Origin of the sequence: Sorangium sp. So ce302 (genome assembly GCF_051530145.1) — a bacterium.
In the GTDB taxonomy this organism is placed as follows: Bacteria; Myxococcota_A; Polyangia; order Polyangiales; family Polyangiaceae; genus Sorangium; species Sorangium cellulosum_B.
Genome location: NZ_CP150326.1, coordinates 6991866 through 7009501, shown reverse-complemented (window position 1 = coordinate 7009501; position 17636 = coordinate 6991866). Strand labels below are relative to the sequence as shown.

Sequence of the window (17636 nt, the reverse complement as noted above, 5' to 3'; positions counted from 1 at the left end):
ATGAGCGCGGCCTGCTCCTTGAATCATCCGATCCGAGAGGACCTTTTCATGACCACCACGATGTACACGGTCACTGTGCCCGACCACGGGCCTGCCGAGGTGACCGTCGCTGCCCACGGCGACGGGCAGCCGATCCTGCTCCTGCACGGCGGCGCCGGCCCTCAGTCGGTGGACCGCTTCGCCCAGGCCCTCGCCAGGCGCGAACACGCCCGGGTGATCGCGCCCACCCACCCCGGCTTCCGCGGCACCCCGCGACCGGAATGGCTGGAGAGCATTCCGGTCCTCGCCCGGCTCTACCGCGCCCTGCTCGATCAGCTCGACCTCACCGACGTCACCGTCGTCGGCAACTCCATCGGCGGCTGGATCACCGCAGAGCTTGCGCTGCTTGGCAGTCACCGCATCCGCAGCATCGTCCTCGTCGATGCTGTCGGCATCGACGTCGCCGACCAGCCCATCGCCGACGTGTTCAGCTTGCCCAAGGGCCAGCTCGCCGAGCGTAGCTACCACGACCCCGCGCGCTTCCGCATCGACGTGACCCGCCTCAGCGAGGCCCAGCGCGCCGCAATGGAGGCTTCGATCGCCAGCAACTTCGCCGCCCTGCGCATCTACGGCGGCAGCATGATGGACCCGACCCTGCGCCGCCGGCTGTCCGCCATCACCCTGCCCACCCTCATCGTGTGGGGCGACAGCGACCGTATCAGCACGCCCGACTACGGCCGCGCCTACGCCGCGGCCATCCCCGGCGCCCGCTTCGAGCTCCTCGCCGACACTGGCCACCTCCCACAGGTCGAGAACCCCGAAGCGTTGCTCACCCTGGTCTGGAACTTCGCCGTCACGAACGCCGCGAACAAGCCGGGTGGGGCCTGTGATGGAGAGAGCCCATGAGCAAGTATCAGTTCACCAGCTCCCGCAAGATCGATGGCGCCGACTACAAGGACGAGCGCGTCTGGGCGGGCCCGTGGTTGAAGGCCGAGCAGTTCGCGGGTCACGAGGTCGCGCAGCTGCGCGCCGTGCTGTAGGAGTAGGGGATCAAGGGTCGCCGCGATCGCTCTTTCGATGTGGAAGAGCAAGGAGAAGTACGACCCGGCGAAGCATCGCAAGCACGGCTAAAGACTCGTCTCACGTGTGGAGGTATCAATCCCCAAGAGAGGTGTGATCGCCGGCGCAGCAGCTGGAGACGAGCAAGGTTCGAGGGTGAGTATCCATTGCGCGGATGGCACGGGGGCGGTCGCCCCGATGTCCCAAGGATAGGCTATGCCCCCTCGGAGTGCCGAAAGAAGCCATGGTCAGAAGAGGCCCAGATGGAACGATGGTTCCCGCTTTCTGCGCGAGAACAACAGGGCGACGCTGGCGCCGCCCCTGCGGACAACGCCAGCGAGGACGAGGGCGGGCGCGCCTGCCGGGTCGAATCGGGGCCCAGCTCCCCGGCGGGCGCGGTCGCCGCCCTGGTCGCGCTGGGCGCGGTCGTGGCGCAGCGGCGCGCGCGAAAGGCAGGTGCGAGTTGGGTCGCCGAAGCGTGCGGGGGCTGATCGTGTCCGGCTCGAGGCGAGCGGCGCGACCACCGGCGGCTGACGACCCACTCAGGGCAAAGCCGGAGGACGAGGCCCGACCGGGGACGTTCACGCCGATCCGCCCCTCCGCCGCCGAGATCGGGCCCGGCCAATGGCAAGGCTCCGCCCGGGCGGCGCATCGAGAGCGGCGGGCGCCGGGGCGCGGTCGTGGTGGATGTCGATCCCATTCCCCCCGCGCGCGACTAAGCTTGGCCCCGATGGACGAAAACTCTCCTCCCGAGGGGCGCATCAAGAGAGGCGGGCGCCGGGCCGCGGTCATGGTCGACGTGGCCAAGCTCGCCGGCGTCTCGTACCAGACGGTCTCGCGGGTCCTGCACGACAGCCCCCACGTGCATCGGGACACGCGGGAGCGCGTGCTCGACGCGATCCGCCAGCTCGACTACCGCCCGAGCTCCGTGGCGCAGGCGCTCGTCACCGGGCGCTCGCGGACGCTCGGCGTGGTCAGCTTCGACACGACGCACTACGGCCCGGCGTCGACGCTCCACGGGCTCGAGACGGCGGCGCACGACGCCGGGTACGGCGTCAGCGTCGTCAGCCTGAAATCGCTCAGCCGCGCGCCGGTGGTGGATGCGGTGAAGGGGCTGTGCGATCAGGGCGCCGACGGCATCATGGTCATCGCCCCGCTGCGGTCGGCGGTGGACGCGCTCCGCCACGTCACCTCCGACGTGCCGGTGGTCGCCGTCGAGGGTGGGCCGGACGATTCGGTCCCGGTGGTCGCCGTCGACCAGCACGGCGGCGCGGCTGCCGCGACGCGCCATCTCCTCGACCTGGGTCACCGGACGGTGTGGCACATCGCCGGTTCGATCGACTCGCTCGAGGCCGAGCAGCGCATCGACGGCTGGCGTTCGACGCTGGAGGCCGCGGGCGTCGAGCCGCCGCCTCTCCTGCGCGGCGACTGGAGCGCACGCTCGGGCTACGAGCTCGCCCCGCAGCTGGCGCGCACGCCAGGCGTCACCGCCGTGTTCGTGGCCAACGACCAGATGGCGCTGGGCGTGCTCCGCTACCTCCACGAGATCGGACGCGCGGTGCCGCGGGACATCAGCATCGTCGGCTTCGACGACATCCCGGAGGCGGCCTACTTCACGACTCCGCTCACCACCGTCCGCCAGGACTTCTCCGAGCTGGGGCGCAGGTGCCTCCACTTGCTGCTCGGGCAGATCGAGAGCGGCCGCCGCTCCTGCTCGCGCGTCGTGGTCGAGGCCGAGCTGGTCTTGCGCAAGAGCACCGCCGCGGTCCCCCGGAACCGATGAGCGCTCCAGCCAGCCAGCTTCGTCTGCACGCATCCCCTGACGGATCAGAGACCCGTACTAGAGCAATTTGCGGTTGAGCTTGGTACAAGTTGAGCACGGTTGGGCGGGACGGTGGCATCGCTGATGCTGCTGTCTACCGCATGGGGCCGTACAGCATCGATCTGCGGCAGCGGATCATCGACGCCTACCAGAACCGTGAAGGAAGTATCCGGGAGCTGGCCGAGCGGTTCGAGGTCGCCCCGAACACGGTGCAGAACTATCTCACGCAGCTGCGCGCCACGGGCGACCTCGCGCCGAGTCCGCACGGCGGCGGCATGCCACGGAAGCTCGACGAGACGGACGAGCGGGCACTGATCACGCTGCTGGAAGAGAAGAACGACCAGACATTGGCGGAACTGATCGAGCAGATGGAGCAGCGTCACCATGTGCGCGTCAGCGTCTCGACGATGAGCCGCACGCTGCACCGGATGGGGATCACCCGAAAAAAAGGACGTTGGGTGCCAGCGAGCAAGACCGCCCGGACGTTCAACAGGCCCGCGCGAGTTTTCAGGATTGGGCGGGGACCGCAGATGCGCGCCGCTTGATCTTCGTCGACGAGTTCGGCGCCAACCTGGGCATGACTCGGCTCAATGGCTACGCCCCCAGCGGGCAGCGGGCCTACGGCAAGGCGCCGGAGAACGCGGACCCGAACCTGACGCTGGTGCTCGGGCTGGGGCTGCAGGGGGTGGTGGCGCCGGTGGTCTTCGAAGGCGCCATGAATCGTCCTCGATTTGAAACGTACGCCCAGGAGTATCTGGCTCCGGTGCTGCGGCCTGGCGACATCGTGCTCGTGGATCGACTCAAGCCACATCTGTACCCCGAGGTCCGCGCGGCCATCGAGGCGACGGGTGCCGACTACCACCCGCTGCCGCCTTACTCGCCGGATTTCTCGCCCGTGGAAGAGTGCGGCAGCAAGATCAAGCAGACCCTCCGCACCGCTGGGCAGCGGACCGTAGTGGGCGTGCTCGACGCGATGGACAGGGCGCTCCACCAGGTGACGCCGAAGGACGCCGAAGGCTGGTTCCGCCATGCCGGCTACCTCGACCGACCCCCTCATCCCAGACCGCAGCGCAGGGGCACGCCTCGGAGCCGTGCGCCGCGGGCTCGCACGCCTCGCAAGCGTCGCGCTCGGGACCCACCAACGCCCAGCCCGAGGGGCGCGGTCTGTACCAAGCCCAATCGCGAACCGCTCTAGAGCGGTTTTCGTTCGAGTGCGGTACACCGAGCATTCGGCGGGGCACGGGCTCGACCAACGCGCGCAGGAGCCTGCGACCGGACTGGGCGCCGCCGAGTAGGACGACGAGGTCGTCGGACGTAGCCTTTCAGCGCGAACCAGCCCTGCGCGTCCTGTCGGAAGACCTTGTCGACCGCACGGACCATCGCGTCGTAAACCGCCGGCACGGTGCGCGGAGCGGCGGCGCGAAGTGCCTCCTTGACCTTGGAGCCGCAGTTCTCCACCGGCGAGTAGGCGGGCAGAATCCAGTAGCGGACGCCTCGGATACGAAGCGCCTGGCGCACGCCACGTAGGCGATGCGCGCCAAGGCCGTCGACGATGACCACGTCTCCGCGCTTCAACTCGGGCATGAGCACCTGGCGCACGTAAACGTCGAAGTGCTCACCGTTCATCGCCCCCTTGAAGGCCCACGGTGCAACGACACCTCGCAAGCCAAGCCCCATCACCAGCGTGATGTTCGGGTCCGGATTGGCGGGGACTTTGCCGTACGCACGCCCATAACGGCGCGCCATGCCCAGATGAGCGCCGAATTCGTCAACGAAGATCAGCCGACGCGCCCCCGCTGCCCGCGCTCGGCGGCGAAACCTCCGACGCGAGACTTGGACATCGGGCCTGTCCTGTTCGCTTGCACATAGCGTCTTTTTTTTCGTGTCAAACCGAGCCGTATCAGCGCGCGGCACATCGTAGGGCGGCTCACGCGCGCCCCCGTGCGGTGCTCCAGCAGCTCGATTAGCTCATCCAGGGTTCGGTCGTTTTTCTCGTCGATGAGCGCTCGTAGCTGCTGCGCTCCGGCCTCGTCGATCTTCGAGGCCCTTCCGCCACCGTGCGGACGAGGCGCTACGCTCCCAGTCGACCGCTCGATACTGAGATACTCCTGCACAGTGCTGAGAACGACGGCGAAACGCGCGGCGATTTCTCGCATGCTTCCCTCGCCGTTGCGGTAGGCGTCAACGATCCGCTGTCGCAGGTCGACACTGTACGGTCCCATGCGCGTAGCCCACGCAGCCTGCGTGCCATCACCCTACCGGACGTGCTCTGCTTGCACCGAACCCGAACGAAAACCGCTCTAGATGGGATGAGGCATCATAGGCATTTGCTTGAAGGGCTCCCCGCATTTTCGGAGTACGTCATCCGCATCAGCACGGTAGCGCGGGGGCGCCCTTGTGGCTCACTGGCGCTCGTCGTCTACCACTTGCTTGGGGATATGGCGAACGCTGCCGAGCTGGCCCTGAGCCACTACTTCCCGCTCACGTTGACCGAGCCATACCTTCAGAATTCCAGTCTCGGAAGCCCGTACCAGAAGTGGGCGACCTTCACGAATGAGGACTTCGGCAATCTCTACTGTTTCAGGCGGCCGCTCGTCATCGACCGCCTCCTCTGGCGGGATTTCTAGCGGCGCTGCCGCTGCTCGGCGATCGCCGCCGCGGCCTCTGCCTCCGCCTCCTCCTGGACGGCGACGTCGTCCGGTAACGGCAGCGCCTGAACCGCAGGGAACCGCACGCCGAACACGCCAGCGCCCGCGTCGACCGGCTCCACGCGTTCCCTCGTGGTCCGCGCGTCGAGCTCGACGATCCGGTTCACCGTGCGCTGCATGGCGATGGCGACGAACAGCCAGGCGATCGGGCCGGCCAGGAGCTGGATGTACGGGATGACGCTCGCCACGCACGCCGCGATGACCAAACCCCGCGGTACGCCGTCGGGCATGCCCCGCAGGCGGCACTGCAGGTTCACGCGATCACAGAGCCGGAGGCCGTTCCAGAAGATCCAGTAGTAGTTGAAGTACGGGGCCAAGTGCAGGCCGATGGCCTTCCCCACGGACGGATCGTCGCGCTCGGCCCGGGGCAGCTGGGCGTGCATCGCGTTGAAGCGGATGAACGACACGATTCCAAACGTCACGATGTGCAGCAGCGCCGTGGCCCACACCGGAAACGCCTCGAGCTGATGCCGCGCGAGCGCGACCCGCTCGCCGGCACCCAGCCAGGCCACGCCGCCGCGATACGTGTTGGAGGCAACAGGCTGCCCGCCGACGCGCTGCGCCAGCAGGGCGTGACGCATGGCCTCGTTCTGTCGGCGCAGGCGCTCGTTCTCGGCCTGAACGTCGTCGAGCTTGCCCGCGAGCGCGTCTCGATCGGAACGGAACACGGGGCAAGTATAGCGCCGCGACCAGGCCCAGCAGGCCGAAGCGGAGGGCCGAGCGAGGGATCTGGCCCCCATGGCCCGCACGAGGCACGAGATGGAGAGCCGTGGCGCTCTCGGCGCAGGGCAAATGGGGTATCAGTCGCCGTCTCGGCCGCTGCCTGCGAATCCGTCTTCCCGGCGCGCGAAGAGGACGTTGAACGTCGTGAGCGTCCCGTAACAGCCCGTGATGTACGCCTGGAGCTGGACCTTCTCCGCGTCGCTCAGCCCCTCGTGCCCGTTGATCTTCTGCTCCAGCACGCGCAGCTTGTCGCGGAGCATCACGATCTTGTGGAAGAACACGTCGAGCGGGATGCGCTTCTCGGCCGTGCCCTCCTTCCCGGGCCGGAGCACGATCTCCCCGCCTTCCCAGCGGCCGCCCATCTCCGCGCGGCCGACGCCGAGCTCCTCGGACAGCACCTCGCGCAGCACACGGCGGAACTCGTCGATATCCATGTCGATGTCGATCTCCCTTGGCAGCGGCGAACGGAAGGGCTGCGGCGCCGCGCTCGGCCGGCGCTCCGGCAACGGGGCGCGCTCGGGCGCCCGCGGCCTGACGCCAGTGCCGCGCGGCTGGCCCGCCGCCCGGGGTGGCGGTGGCGGCGGAGGCGCGCCCTTGGCACGGTAACGGGCGCACGTCGCTGTCGCCTTGATCGGCGGCGGGTACACCTCGAGGGCGCACTCGCCGACGCGGCCGCGCGCTGGATCGTCGTGCGCCCGGGTGAATGCCGCGCAGCTGCCGCACCGACCCGCGTAATCGTTCACTGCGGCGGGACTGTACCAGCTTTGCGGCTGTCGGGGAGCGCCTTGTCGACGCACGGAGGCGCCTGCCAGCGACGCCGCGATCCGGTCCCGGTGCCGCGCTCGGTCCCGGTGCCGCGCTCGCCTGTCGCCGCGAGGGCGAGCTCGCCGCGGTTCGGCTACCCTGTCTGGCCGTGCGTGCCCCGGCCCTGCTCCCCGCCCTCGTCTCCGCCGCCGCCCTCGCTGCCTGCGCCGTCGAGCCGCCGCCACGCGCGCCGGCGCCTCCGGCCGCCGCGCCGTCGCCGCCAGCCGCGGCGCCCTCGCCCGCTGCCGGGCCGGAGCCGGCGGCCACGCAGCCGCCGCTCGAGTTCATCCACGACGACGTGCCGCGAGCGCGCGAGAAGGCCCGGACCGAGGGCAAGGCGCTGTTCGTCGATGCGTGGGCGCCGTGGTGCCACACCTGCCTGAGCATGAAGCACTACGTGCTGACCGATCCGTCGCTGCGCCCGTTCGCCGATCGGGTGGTGTTCGCGGACGTCGACACGGATCGACCGGAGAGCGCGCCGTTCCTGGAGCGGCACGAGGTGACGGTGTGGCCGACGTTCTTCGTCCTCGAGCCGGCGGGCGGCGAGGTGATCGGGCTCTGGCGGGGCGCCGCCTCGGTCGAGGAGCTGCGCGAGCTGATCCGCGAGGCGCTGCTCGCGATGGATTCGCAGGCTGCGTCGGCGCTGCCCGCGGACGATCCGCACCGCCTGCTGGTCGAGGCGAAGCGGGCCCACAGCGCGGGTGACCACGCCGCGGCGGTGTCCGCCTACCGGCGCGCCCTGGCCCGGGGCGGAGAGGCCTGGCCGCGGCGCAGCGAGGCGCTGCTCGGCCTCCTTTCGGCGCTCTACCGCAAGAAGGACGCCGCGGCGTGCGCGGAGCTCGGCAGCGCGCACGTCGGCGAGGTGAAGGGCGCGGCGCTGCCCGCCGATTTCGCGAGCGTCCTGCTCTCCTGCGCGGCGGCGCTCCCCGGCGGCAAGGCCCAGCGGGCCGCGCGCGAGGCGGCGGTCGCCCGGCTGCGGTCGATCGTCGCGAGCCCGCCCGCGGACGCGAGCGCGGACGACAGGGCCGACGCGTGGGGCCTGCTCGCCGAGGGGCTCGAGGCGCTCGGCGACGCGGGCGGGGCCCGCGCTGCGAGCGAGTCGAAGCTCGCCGTGCTGGAGCGGGCCGCGAAGGAGGCGAAGACGCCCGAGGCGGCGGCCGCATACGACTACGGGCGCGCCATGGCGTATATCGCGCTCGGCCGCGGCGAGGAGGCGGTCGCGATGCTCTCGCAGCGCGAGGCGCAGATGCCCGCCTCGTACGAGCCGCCCGCGCGGCTCGCGCAGGTGCTCCACGCGATGGGCCGCGAGGCGGAGGCGCTCGCCGCGGTGGAGCGGGCCATCGGCCGCGCCTATGGCCCGCGCCGGCTGCGCTACCTGAAGCTCCGCGCCGAGATCCAGCAGCGGCTCGGGCGGGGCGCGGACCAGATCGCCACGCTGCGCGAGGAGGTGGCCGGCTACGAGGCGCTCCCCAAGGGCCACGCCAGCCAGACGGCCCTGGACGACGCGCGGCGGCGGCTCGCCGAGGCGGAGAAGGCCCAGCGCGGCGAGAAGAAGCGCTGACAGCGGCGGCGTCTGGCGGCCGCTACTGGCACCCGGCGTCCACGATCAGGTCCGTCGCGCGGAGGTGGTCGGTCGCGGGGTCCTCCGGGAAGGTCACGATGATGTCCACGTCGACGGTGCACGGGGCGGCTGTCCCCGGCAGGAGCTCCATCGTCAGGCTCCCGGTGGCGCCCGTCGCGCTCACGGCCGCGCCAGCGGAGCCCAGGCCCTCCGGCGTGCAGTCGGCCGCCCCCTTGCTCATCAGGATGCGCGACACACTCCACATCTCCGGGACCGTGACGAGGTCGAAGCCCGCAGGCGACTGCCTGCTCGGCGCCTCGGCGTAGAGCATCACGCAGAGGTCCGCCTCTGGCCGGGCCTTGTAGATGGTGAGATGATCGTACCCGCCGGGCCAGTACGTGGCGGTGTAGCGGCCGACCTCGGTCTCGACGCAGGAGGCATTGTCCGAGATATCCACCCCCGCCTGCTGCGCAACACACGCATTGCAGTAGAACTGGCCGTCGCACCCGCAGACGCCCGGGCAATCCTTCGTGCAGCCCCCGGGCCGGGGGGAGCACCGGCCTAGGGTGTCGAACGTTCCGCACGAGTCGTCGGGGAAGTCGCAGAAGTCCTCCTCGCCGCAGATCCCCCCGCTGCGCCCTCCGCAGGCGAGCGGTGTCGCGCCGCTCGAGGTCGAGCTGGCGGAGCCCCCAGCGCCGCCGGTGCTGCCGCTATCGCCGGTGTCGCCAGCGCCGGCAGAGCCGCCGCTGCCGGACGGCATATCGACCGTGCCGCCGCAGAGGTTGCGAAAGTCGTCGCTGCCGCTGCTCGACGGGATCTCGACCGTGCCGCTGCAGGCGGCGAGAAAAAGCCCGAAGAGAAGCGAGGATAAGCGTGCGTGGCTCATGTGCGCAGTATGCCACGTTCGGCCGCCCGCCAAGAGAGCCCCTGCCGTTCAGCGGAACGAAGCGGGGCTCGCGAAGCTCCTGACGGAAAGGCATGCCAAGGCGCCAGATGACGCCAAGGGGAAAATCCAATCTTGGTGGCTTCTGGCGTCCTCACGGTTCCTCCGCTCGCCGCCCGCTTCACAGCGTCGGCAGCACGCCGCGATCCCGGCCGAGCGGGAAGGCCGTCTCGAGACGGGCGATGTCCTCGCTGCTGAGGCGCAGATCGCCCGCGGCCGCGTTGTCGAGCGCGTGCGCGGCGTTCGCGGCCTTGGGGATCACGAAGATCGGCTGGCGGCGGAGCAGGAAGCGCAGCGCGACCTGCCACGGCGTCGCGCGGTGGGCGGCGGCGACGGACGCGAGCACCCTGCCCCCCGTGCTGTCCGGCGCCGGGAACCGGCCCGAGCCGAACGGGCTGTAGGCGACGACCGCGATGCCGTGCCGCTCGCAGAGCGGCAGCACCCGGTGCTCGATCGACCGCTCGAGCAGGTGATAGAGCACCTGGTTGCAGGCGATCTCGCGCGCTCCGGCGATGGCGATCGCCTTCGAGAGCTCCGCCTGGTCGAAGTTGCTGACGCCGAAATACCGGATCTTGCCCTGGTCCCTCAGGTCCTTGAAGGCGCGGAACGTCTCCTCGAGCGGGTGCGACCCGGGCCAGTGGAGGAGGTAGAGGTCGAGCCTGTCGGTGCGGAGCTGCTCCAGGCTTCGCTCGCACGCCGCGATCGTGCCGGCGTAGCTCGCGTTGCTGGGCAGCACCTTGGAGGCGAGGAACACCTCGTCGCGGCGGCCGGCGATCGCCTTGCCGACGAGCGCCTCGACAGCGCCCGAGCCGTACATCTCTGCCGTGTCGATGTGCGTCATGCCCGCGTCGATCCCCCGCCGGATGGCGTCGATGCAGGCCGCCTCATCGTCCATCTCCATCTGCCAGGTGCCCTGTCCGACGACCGGGATCGTGACGCCAGTAGAACCGAGTGCGCGCTGCTCCATGATGATGAACCTCCGCTTTTGTCACCGGGGGCGGCACGCGCCGCCCCCGCCCGCCGGCAGAGCCGGCGGGGCCCCACCCCCACGCGGTCCGTGCTGGCCTCCCTTCACGGAGAGCCGCATGGACACAGCGTTTCTACCTGATCGGCGTTGCAGAGGCGCCCCTCCGCCCCGGGTGGGATCGCTGAATTCACCACGAAAAGCAAGCCCGAGCGCTTTCACCGGGCTGAGCCCGGCGGTTCGCGACGTAGGTCGCTGGCGCCCTGTCCATGAAAAATTCCTTGCTTGAGGACGTCGCAGACAGACGATGAGCCGCTGTGTAGATTGCGCTGCCCGCGGGCTCCGAGGAGGTGGATCGATGCGTTGCATGCTGATGGGATCGTTCGTACTGGCCGCCGTGATGTCGTTCGCTGGCGTGAGCCGCGCGCACATCGACCTCACGTCCCCCGCGCCGAGGCACGCGGACGACCAGCAGAAGGTGGCGCCTTGCGGTGCTCGCGGCGATGCGCGGGGCGAGACCGTCACCGTGTTCGAGCCGGGCGAGACCATCACGGTGACGTGGAACGAGACGATCGATCACCCCGGGCATTTCCGGATCATGTTCGACGACGACGGCTTCGATGATTTCCCGGAGCCGGCGAACGAGAACGATCTCTGCGAGCCGGGGGTGGACAAGGGCTGCCTGCTCGACGGCATCGCCGACAAGCGCGGAGGGTCGTATTCCGCGGAGGTCACGCTCCCGGACGTGGAGTGTGACAACTGCACGCTTCAGCTCATCCAGGTCATGACGGACAGGAGGCCGGCCACGCTGTACTACCGCTGTGCGGATCTGGTGCTCAAGTCCTCCGATCCTGGCGCCGCGACGAGCGCCGCGAGCTCCGGCGCCGGCACGGGCGGCGGCGCGACGGGCGCGGGCGGGGACGCGGCGGCGAGCGCGAGCAGCAGCGCCACGGTGGGCGCAGGCGGAGACGCAACGACGGGCGCGGGCACGGGCGGGGGCGCGACGACGGGGGCGGGCGCGGGCACGGGCGGGGGCGCGACGACGGGCGCTGGCGTTGACGAGGGATCTGGCGCGGCGGAGGACGACGGCGGGTGCAGCTTCGGCGGCGCGGCGGGCGGGGCTCCGATCTCGGCGGGGCTCGGCGCGCTCGCCGCCCTCGCGCTCGCGGCGCGCGGGCGGAGGCGAGGCCGGCTGGCGCCGCGGCAGGACGCTGCCGGTCGCGGGTCGCGGCGCTCGTGAGCGCGAGCCGGCGCGCCGTCAGGAGCGGCGCGTCGGCCCTTCGGCGAACCTGGCGATCTCGATGATCTCCGCGGCGCGGTCGCTGGCCGGCGGGGCGAGCCAGGGGCCGTCGAACCGCGTGACCAGCGCGGTCACGTTGTCGCGGCCTCCGGCGGCGAGCGCGGCGTCGATCAGGGCGCTGGCGGCCGCCGCGGGGTCGGGGTGGGCGTCGAGCGCGGCGGCGATGTGCCGATCGTCGACGAGGTCGCTCAGCCCGTCGGTGCAGAGCAGCAGGGTGTCCTCGCGGCGGAGCTCGACGGCGGAGAGCGCGATCCTGAGGTGTTCGCGGAGCCCGAGCGCCTGGAGCATCACGCCCCTGTGCTCGAACGTGGCGGCCTCTTCGGGCCGCAGCTTGCCGCTGTCGAGCAGCGACTGGAGGAGGGTCTGGTCGCGGGTGAGCTGGGTGAGGACGCCGCTCCGGAGGAGGTAGGCGCGGCTGTCGCCGACCTGCGCGAGCAGGAGGCGCTCATCGCAGAGCGCGGCCACGGTCGCCGTGGTGCCGCTGTTCCGGTGCTGTGAGCTCCGGCGGGCGTTGTCGCGGACGGCGCGCCCGGCCTCGCCGATCGCCTCGAGGAGGCTCCGCTCGAGGGCGTCGCTCGATCGGGGCGCGGAGCGGGTGAGGATGGCGTGGACGATGCGCGCGGCGAGCCGGCTCGCCGCGTCGGGGGACGACGCACCGCCGGAGCCGTCGTAGACGCCGAGCGACAGGGCGAGCGGCGGCTCGACGGACGCCTGGGCGGCCGCGGGCCCATGGGCGAGCCCGCGCGCGAGATCGCTGATCAGGAAGGTATCCTCGTTGTGCTCGCGGCTGAGGCCCACGTCGGTCCGGGCCGCCACGGCGACCGCCGCGGCGTGTTCGACGGCGGACGTGCGGTACACGGGCATGCGCGCATCGTACCGCGGGGGCGCTGTCCGAGGGAGGGCGCTCGACGCGCGGCGCGCCTCGTGCCTGAAATGAAGAGAGACCGCATGAGGCTGCTCCCCAACCCCGAGCGCGCGTGGGAGCGCGCCGCGCACGTCCAGACCCTCGCGCGCGCCGAGATCGAGCGGCGGGTCCGGTCGTTCACCGGCGAAGCGGAGGTGCTCTCCGGCGGGCACGCCAACGTGAACGTGCGCCTCGGCGCCGAGCGCGTGCTGCGGGTGTACCGCCGAGACGCCAGCGCGGCGCCGAAGGAGGCCAGCCTGCTCGCGCGGGGCTGGAGGTCGTTCCGCGTCCCGGCGGTCCTGTCGGCGGGTGAGGATTTCCTCGTCCTCGAGCACGTCCTCCACGGACCGCTCCAGGACACCGCGACGTGTGGCGCTGCGGTCGGGCGCGCGCTCGCGGAGATTCACGGCGTCGGCTACGACAGCGCGGGTTTCCTGGGGCCGGAGCTCGCCGTGTCCGTGCCGTTCGCCGACTGCATCGGCGCGCTGCGGGGTCATGTGGACGCGGTCCTCGACAGGCTGGCTCCTGCTCTGCGCGGCGAGCTGAGCGAGCGCGTGCGCGCGTTCCTCGACGCGAACGCGGAGGCGCTGCGCGCGCTGGCGTCGGCGCCCGTGCTCCTCCACGGGGATTTCAAGGCGTCGAACCTGCACTGGCTGTCGTCGGGCGAGCTCCTCGTGCTCGACTGGGAGTTCGCGTACGCGGGACCGAGCCTGATGGACGTCGGCCAGCTCCTGCGCTGGAGTCCGGGGCGCGAGTTCGTCGCGGCGTTCGCGGGCGCTTACCGCCAGAGCGCGCCGCTTCCCGAGGGGTTCGAGCGCTGGGCCGCGGCGTTCGACCTGTTCAACCTGGTGGGGCTCCTCGACGGGGTGGAGCCGGGCTCGCGCCGGGCGGCCGATGTCTGTGGCCGGATCCTTCAGACCACAGGGGGAAGCGAGGGATGAGGTGGCCTGAAGACGCCGAACCCGACATGGCTCCGCAGTGGTCATTGGCGGGCACCGCAGCTTGGAGAGTCGTTTTCGTGATGAGCACAGAGCTCCACGCGTAAGCATGCTTGCCGCTCATCTTCCGCTCTATCTTGTGGGCAGTTCTCCGTGATGCGGTTAGGGTGCGACGCCGATGCACAACGGCGCTGACCAGTTCGCGAAGAACATTCTGCGCGAGGCGCTGAGCCGAGCCTCGTCTCCGGAGACGGAGGTGGAGGTGCTCGCGGCGACGCAGAAGATCGATGTCTACAGCGTGCCCGATCCGGCGCGGGACGCCGAGCGCGCCGGGATGGGCTTGCTGGGCGAGCTCTCCGCGGAGCCGAGCCTGTTCGAGCCGTTTCACCGCACGCCCGGCCTGCGGCAGGTCCGCTCGTGTCTGCGCAAGCAGCTCACCTGGTATCACGAGCTCGAACGCCGGGCCCGCGCGCAAGCGTCTCCAGTCGGCGCCTCGTCGAACGATGCGGAACCCGACGCATCGACCCCGGAGGACGCTTGGGAGAGGAGCGTCGCCACGCCTCTCCTGGCACATTTTCGGCTCGGGCTCGATGAGCAGGCGACGAGCGAGGAGGACGACGTGGGCGCAGAGATCCGGGCGTGGTTCGAGGATTACCAGCAAAGACTGCGCAACGAAGGGCGCGACGAGGGGCTGAAGGAAGGGCGCGACGAGGGGCTGAAGGAAGGGCGCGACGAGGGGCTGAAGGAAGGGGGGCGCAACCTCCTGCTGCGGCAGCTCCGGGCCCGCTTCGGCGAGCTGCCCGCGGCCGTCGTCGCTCGCATCGATGCAGCCGACGTGGCCGAGCTCGAGCGGTGGGGCGAGCGGGTGCTCGGCGCGCGGACGCTCGACGAGGTGCTCGGCGCGCCGAGCTGAAGGGCCCAGGAGGGCCCGCCGCGCCTGGCCGTCCGGCAGCGCGGCCGCGCAGGGGCGGCAGCGATGCGCCGGCTTCCCCGGCGTCGCCGACCACCCCGTCGCTTTCTGCGCAGAAGACGCCCGCTCAGGGCATGCCGGCAGGCGTCAGGACGACACCTTCACCCAGGCGGGACGCGCGCTGATGCGCTTCCACCACGCCGCGACGTTCGGCCGATCGGTGATGAGGTCCTCGACCTTCGACACCACGAGACACTGGAGGTACGGCATCCACGAGATGTCGGCCAGCGAGTAGCTCGAGCCCGCGAGGTACTCCTGGCCGGCCAGCGCCTTCTCGACCACGTCGAGCGCCTTCGAGACCTCGGCCTTGGACGCATCGACGATCGCCTCGTCGCCTGGCTTGCCCTGCATCGGCAGGAAGACCCGCTGGAAGACGATCTTGACCGCCGGGGTGGCGAAGTACGATTGCTCCACGCTGAGCCACTGATCCATGAGCGCCCTGGCCCTGAGCTCGGTCGGCGTCAGCGGAGCTCCCGGAAGCTTGTGATCGAGGTAACGCATGATCGCCCTCGACTCGTAGAGCGTGAAGTCCTCGTCCTCGAGCACCGGGATCACGCCGAAGGGGTGGCGCGCGAGGTGCTCGGGCTGCTTGTGCGCGCCCTTCATCAGGTCGACGAGCACGAACTGCGCCTCCTGGCCCTTCTCGGCGAGCACCGTCAGGACCTTGCGCGTACACGTGCTCATGGGATGTCCGTAGATCTTCATCGTGTCTCCTGTCCTGTGTTCCGTCGCGAGGCGCCGACCGGCGGCGGCCTCCGCGGCGCGCTAGCCTAAACGGATTTCTCCGACCGCGAGCGCCCAGATGACGCGGGCCGATCGCGGCGCGCGATCAGCCCTCGCGCCGCCGATCCTCCTGCCACTCGGCGTCGCGGGCCGCGGCGAAGACGGGGAGGCGCGCGAGCCACCGCTCGCCGGCGTTCGGGCGCTCGAGCGCGATGCGCAGGGCCGCGATCAGCTCGAGCGGCGCGGCGTCGAGGCCCTGCTCCTTCGCAGCCCATCCCAGGCCGGCGAGGACGGCGTTGGCGACCTCGTATCCCGGGCGGTGCATCGGCGCCGTGGGCACGGACGCGGGCGCGGCGAAGTGGCGCTCGCACGCGGCGGCGTCGAGGGAGCTCCAGCCGGCGCACACGATCGGGCGGACAGCGTGGATCGAGCAGGCGCCGCGCTCGTCGAGCAGCGGGCAGGGGACGCCGGCCTCGGCGCGTTCCAGGCGGGAGAGCCCGCGCGTCGCCGCGTCGACGGCGCGGACGCGCTCCTCCAGCGCGGCGAGCTCCGCCTGGCTCCGCGTGGCGCGCAGGTGGGCCGCGATGCGGAGCACCTCCGGCGCCAGCACGAGCACCTTGCTGACGCAGCAGGTCGCGCAGCCGGCCCTGCAGGCGATGGGCCGATCGGGCGGCTCGGCGGCGATCGATGCCCCCTGCAGCGCCTCCGCCCGCGCGAGCGCCGAGGCCGCGGCCGACACCGCGCCGGCCTCGGTGCGCGTGGCGAGCGACAGCGCGAGCGCGGCGCGCTCCCCGTCGGCGATCCCCTCGAGGACGGCGGGGGTGTACCGCGTCGCGGGCGCGAGCGGCAGGGAGCGCTTCCGCCGCGTCATCGCGGTGCTACGCGGTCTCCGGGAGCCGCCAGTCGATCTCGTCGGCGCCGCGGGCGCGGAGGGCGCTGTTGATGGTCGAGAACGGCTTGCTGCCGAAGAAGCCGTTCCTCGCCGACAGCGGCGAGGGATGAGCCGTCTTGATGACCGTGTGGCGCTTCGCGTCGATGAGCTTCGCCTTCTTCTGCGCGTGGCCGCCCCAGAGCACGAACACCACCCCGTCGGGCCTGTCGTTGACCTTCTTGATGACCGCGTCGGTGAACGACTCCCAGCCCTGGTTCTTGTGGGAGTTCGGCGTGTGCGCCCGGACGGTGAGCACGGTGTTCAGCAGCAGCACCCCCTGGGTCGCCCACGTGGTGAGGCAGCCGTGGCTCGGGATCGTGAAGCCCGGCAGATCCGAGACGGCCTCCTTGTACATGTTGGCCAGCGACGGCGGCGGCGTGACGCCCGGGCGCACGGAGAAGCACAGCCCGTGGGCCTGCCCGTCGTCGTGGTACGGGTCCTGGCCGAGGAGCAGCACGCGGACGCTCTCGTACGGCGTGAGCTTGAACGCGGCGAAGACGTCCTCCTCCGCCGGAAACACCTGGTGCGCCTTCCGCTCGTCCTCGACGAAGCGCGCCAGCTTCTTGAAGTACGGCTGCTCGAGCTCTCCGGCGAGCACGCGCTCCCACGAGGCAGGTAGATCGATCTTCATCTCTCGCTCAGACCCCTTCCTTCGGACAGAACTCGCTCATCCGGCACTCCCCGCACTTCGGCTTCCTGGCGACGCAGGTGTAGCGGCCGTGCAGCACCAGCGCAGGGCCGAAGAACGTCCATTGGTCCTTCGGCACGATCTTCATCAGATCTTCCTCGATCTGCTCGGGCTTCTCGCGCTTCGAGAGGCCGATCCTCCCGCTGAGGCGGGCGACGTGGGTGTCGACGATGATCCCCGAGGGGATGTCGAACGCTGTGTTGAGCACGACGTTCGCCGTCTTCCTGGCCACGCCCGGCAGCGTTGTGAGATCGGCCATGGTCGCGGGCACCTCGCCGCCGAAGCGCGCGACGAGCTCCCTGCACGTGGCCTGCACCGTCTTCGTCTTCTGGCGGTAGAAGCCGGTCGGCTTGAGCTCTTCCTCGAGCTCCGCCGTGGGCGCGTCGGCGTACGCCTGCGCCGTCGGGTACTTCGGGAAAAGCGTGGCGGTCACCCGGTTGACGCGCTCGTCCGTGCACTGCGCGGCCAGGATGGTCGCGACGAGCAGATCGAGCGGCGTCTTCCAGTCGAGCTCGTAACGCGCGTCGGGGTACTCCTTGCGTAGTTGCTCGAGGAGGAGGGGGATGCGGTCTCGGGCGTTCATGGGGGTCGTCGCAGCGTAACCCAGCCCCGGGCCGCC

At 70.9% G+C, this 17636-nt stretch carries 21 protein-coding genes; 10 read left to right on the top strand and 11 right to left on the bottom strand.

The window, feature by feature from the left end; genetic code table 11:
* Positions 1-48: 48 nt before the first annotated feature.
* The 6 genes from WME73_RS26490 to WME73_RS26465 all read left to right on the top strand — a co-directional run bounded on the left by WME73_RS26490 (position 49) and on the right by WME73_RS26465 (position 4055).
* Complete coding sequence (locus WME73_RS26490; protein WP_437911337.1) at positions 49-885, top strand: alpha/beta fold hydrolase; 837 nt, start codon at positions 49-51, stop codon at positions 883-885.
* Complete coding sequence (locus WME73_RS26485) at positions 882-1019, top strand: hypothetical protein (RefSeq protein ID WP_437739166.1); 138 nt, start codon at positions 882-884, stop codon at positions 1017-1019. The genes WME73_RS26490 and WME73_RS26485 overlap by 4 nt, the downstream gene beginning before the upstream one ends.
* A 282-nt stretch (positions 1020-1301) precedes the next feature.
* Complete coding sequence (locus WME73_RS26480) at positions 1302-1529, top strand: MYXO-CTERM sorting domain-containing protein (protein ID WP_437739165.1); 228 nt, start codon at positions 1302-1304, stop codon at positions 1527-1529.
* 239 nt (positions 1530-1768) lie between these two features.
* On the top strand, positions 1769-2821 hold the full coding sequence (locus tag WME73_RS26475) for a LacI family DNA-binding transcriptional regulator (protein WP_437739164.1): 1053 nt from the start codon (positions 1769-1771) through the stop codon (positions 2819-2821).
* An 89-nt stretch (positions 2822-2910) separates the two neighbouring features.
* The gene (locus WME73_RS26470; RefSeq protein WP_437911336.1) at positions 2911-3405 is read left to right on the top strand and encodes a helix-turn-helix domain-containing protein; all 495 of its coding nucleotides are present in this window, start codon (positions 2911-2913) and stop codon (positions 3403-3405) included.
* On the top strand, positions 3402-4055 hold the full coding sequence (locus WME73_RS26465; protein WP_437911335.1) for a transposase: 654 nt from the start codon (positions 3402-3404) through the stop codon (positions 4053-4055). Before WME73_RS26470 ends, WME73_RS26465 begins: the two co-directional genes overlap by 4 nt.
* On the opposite strand, the gene WME73_RS26460 is transcribed toward WME73_RS26465, so the two are convergent.
* The 4 genes from WME73_RS26460 to WME73_RS26445 all read right to left on the bottom strand — a co-directional run bounded on the left by WME73_RS26460 (position 4052) and on the right by WME73_RS26445 (position 7034).
* The gene (locus tag WME73_RS26460; protein ID WP_437911334.1) at positions 4052-4606 is read right to left on the bottom strand and encodes a transposase; all 555 of its coding nucleotides are present in this window, start codon (positions 4604-4606) and stop codon (positions 4052-4054) included. The two genes, WME73_RS26465 and WME73_RS26460, sit on opposite strands and share 4 nt — an antisense overlap.
* Positions 4607-4638: 32 nt before the next feature.
* Positions 4639-5082, bottom strand: coding sequence for a helix-turn-helix domain-containing protein (locus tag WME73_RS26455; protein ID WP_437911333.1), 444 nt, complete (start codon positions 5080-5082; stop codon positions 4639-4641).
* 401 nt (positions 5083-5483) lie between these two features.
* Positions 5484-6236: a hypothetical protein gene (locus tag WME73_RS26450; protein WP_437911332.1), complete on the bottom strand. Its 753-nt coding sequence runs from the start codon at positions 6234-6236 to the stop codon at positions 5484-5486.
* A gap of 132 nt (positions 6237-6368) precedes the next feature.
* Positions 6369-7034 (bottom strand): hypothetical protein, encoded by a 666-nt coding sequence (locus tag WME73_RS26445; RefSeq protein ID WP_437911331.1) that lies wholly within the window; start codon positions 7032-7034, stop codon positions 6369-6371.
* Between the two features lie 170 nt (positions 7035-7204).
* On the opposite strand from WME73_RS26445, the gene WME73_RS26440 reads away from it, so the two are divergent.
* Positions 7205-8656: a thioredoxin family protein gene (locus WME73_RS26440; RefSeq protein WP_437911330.1), complete on the top strand. Its 1452-nt coding sequence runs from the start codon at positions 7205-7207 to the stop codon at positions 8654-8656.
* Between the two features lie 22 nt (positions 8657-8678).
* On the opposite strand, the gene WME73_RS26435 is transcribed toward WME73_RS26440, so the two are convergent.
* On the bottom strand, positions 8679-9542 hold the full coding sequence (locus WME73_RS26435; RefSeq protein WP_437911329.1) for a hypothetical protein: 864 nt from the start codon (positions 9540-9542) through the stop codon (positions 8679-8681).
* 178 nt (positions 9543-9720) lie between these two features.
* Positions 9721-10566 carry an aldo/keto reductase gene (locus WME73_RS26430; RefSeq protein ID WP_437739157.1) on the bottom strand — a complete coding sequence of 282 codons (846 nt, stop codon included), beginning with the start codon at positions 10564-10566 and terminating at the stop codon, positions 9721-9723.
* A gap of 355 nt (positions 10567-10921) precedes the next feature.
* Between WME73_RS26430 and WME73_RS26425 the strand changes: the two genes are divergently transcribed.
* Entirely contained in the window at positions 10922-11803 is an 882-nt protein-coding gene (locus WME73_RS26425; RefSeq protein ID WP_437849579.1) for an SCE4755 family polysaccharide monooxygenase-like protein, read from the top strand.
* A gap of 18 nt (positions 11804-11821) precedes the next feature.
* Here the strand turns inward: WME73_RS26425 and WME73_RS26420 are convergent, their stop codons facing one another.
* Positions 11822-12727 carry a PP2C family protein-serine/threonine phosphatase gene (locus WME73_RS26420; RefSeq protein WP_437739155.1) on the bottom strand — a complete coding sequence of 302 codons (906 nt, stop codon included), beginning with the start codon at positions 12725-12727 and terminating at the stop codon, positions 11822-11824.
* An 84-nt stretch (positions 12728-12811) separates the two neighbouring features.
* Here WME73_RS26420 and WME73_RS26415 point away from each other — a divergent pair, with 84 nt between their 5' ends.
* Together WME73_RS26415 and WME73_RS26410 are read left to right on the top strand one after the other, a co-directional pair.
* Positions 12812-13708: a phosphotransferase family protein gene (locus WME73_RS26415; RefSeq protein WP_437911328.1), complete on the top strand. Its 897-nt coding sequence runs from the start codon at positions 12812-12814 to the stop codon at positions 13706-13708.
* 175 nt (positions 13709-13883) lie between these two features.
* On the top strand, positions 13884-14618 hold the full coding sequence (locus WME73_RS26410; protein WP_437911327.1) for a DUF4351 domain-containing protein: 735 nt from the start codon (positions 13884-13886) through the stop codon (positions 14616-14618).
* 144 nt (positions 14619-14762) lie between these two features.
* On the opposite strand, the gene WME73_RS26405 is transcribed toward WME73_RS26410, so the two are convergent.
* From WME73_RS26405 to nth, 4 genes are all read right to left on the bottom strand, one after another.
* Entirely contained in the window at positions 14763-15380 is a 618-nt protein-coding gene (locus tag WME73_RS26405; protein WP_437739152.1) for a glutathione S-transferase family protein, read from the bottom strand.
* Positions 15381-15504: 124 nt separating this feature from the next.
* The gene (locus WME73_RS26400) at positions 15505-16269 is read right to left on the bottom strand and encodes a YkgJ family cysteine cluster protein (protein ID WP_437911326.1); all 765 of its coding nucleotides are present in this window, start codon (positions 16267-16269) and stop codon (positions 15505-15507) included.
* 7 nt (positions 16270-16276) lie between these two features.
* A complete protein-coding gene (gene ung / locus WME73_RS26395) occupies positions 16277-16960 on the bottom strand; it encodes a uracil-DNA glycosylase (RefSeq protein ID WP_437849570.1) in 684 nt (227 codons plus the stop codon).
* Positions 16961-16967: 7 nt separating this feature from the next.
* On the bottom strand, positions 16968-17600 hold the full coding sequence (gene nth / locus WME73_RS26390) for an endonuclease III (protein ID WP_437911325.1): 633 nt from the start codon (positions 17598-17600) through the stop codon (positions 16968-16970).
* Between the last annotated feature and the right edge of the window lie 36 nt (positions 17601-17636).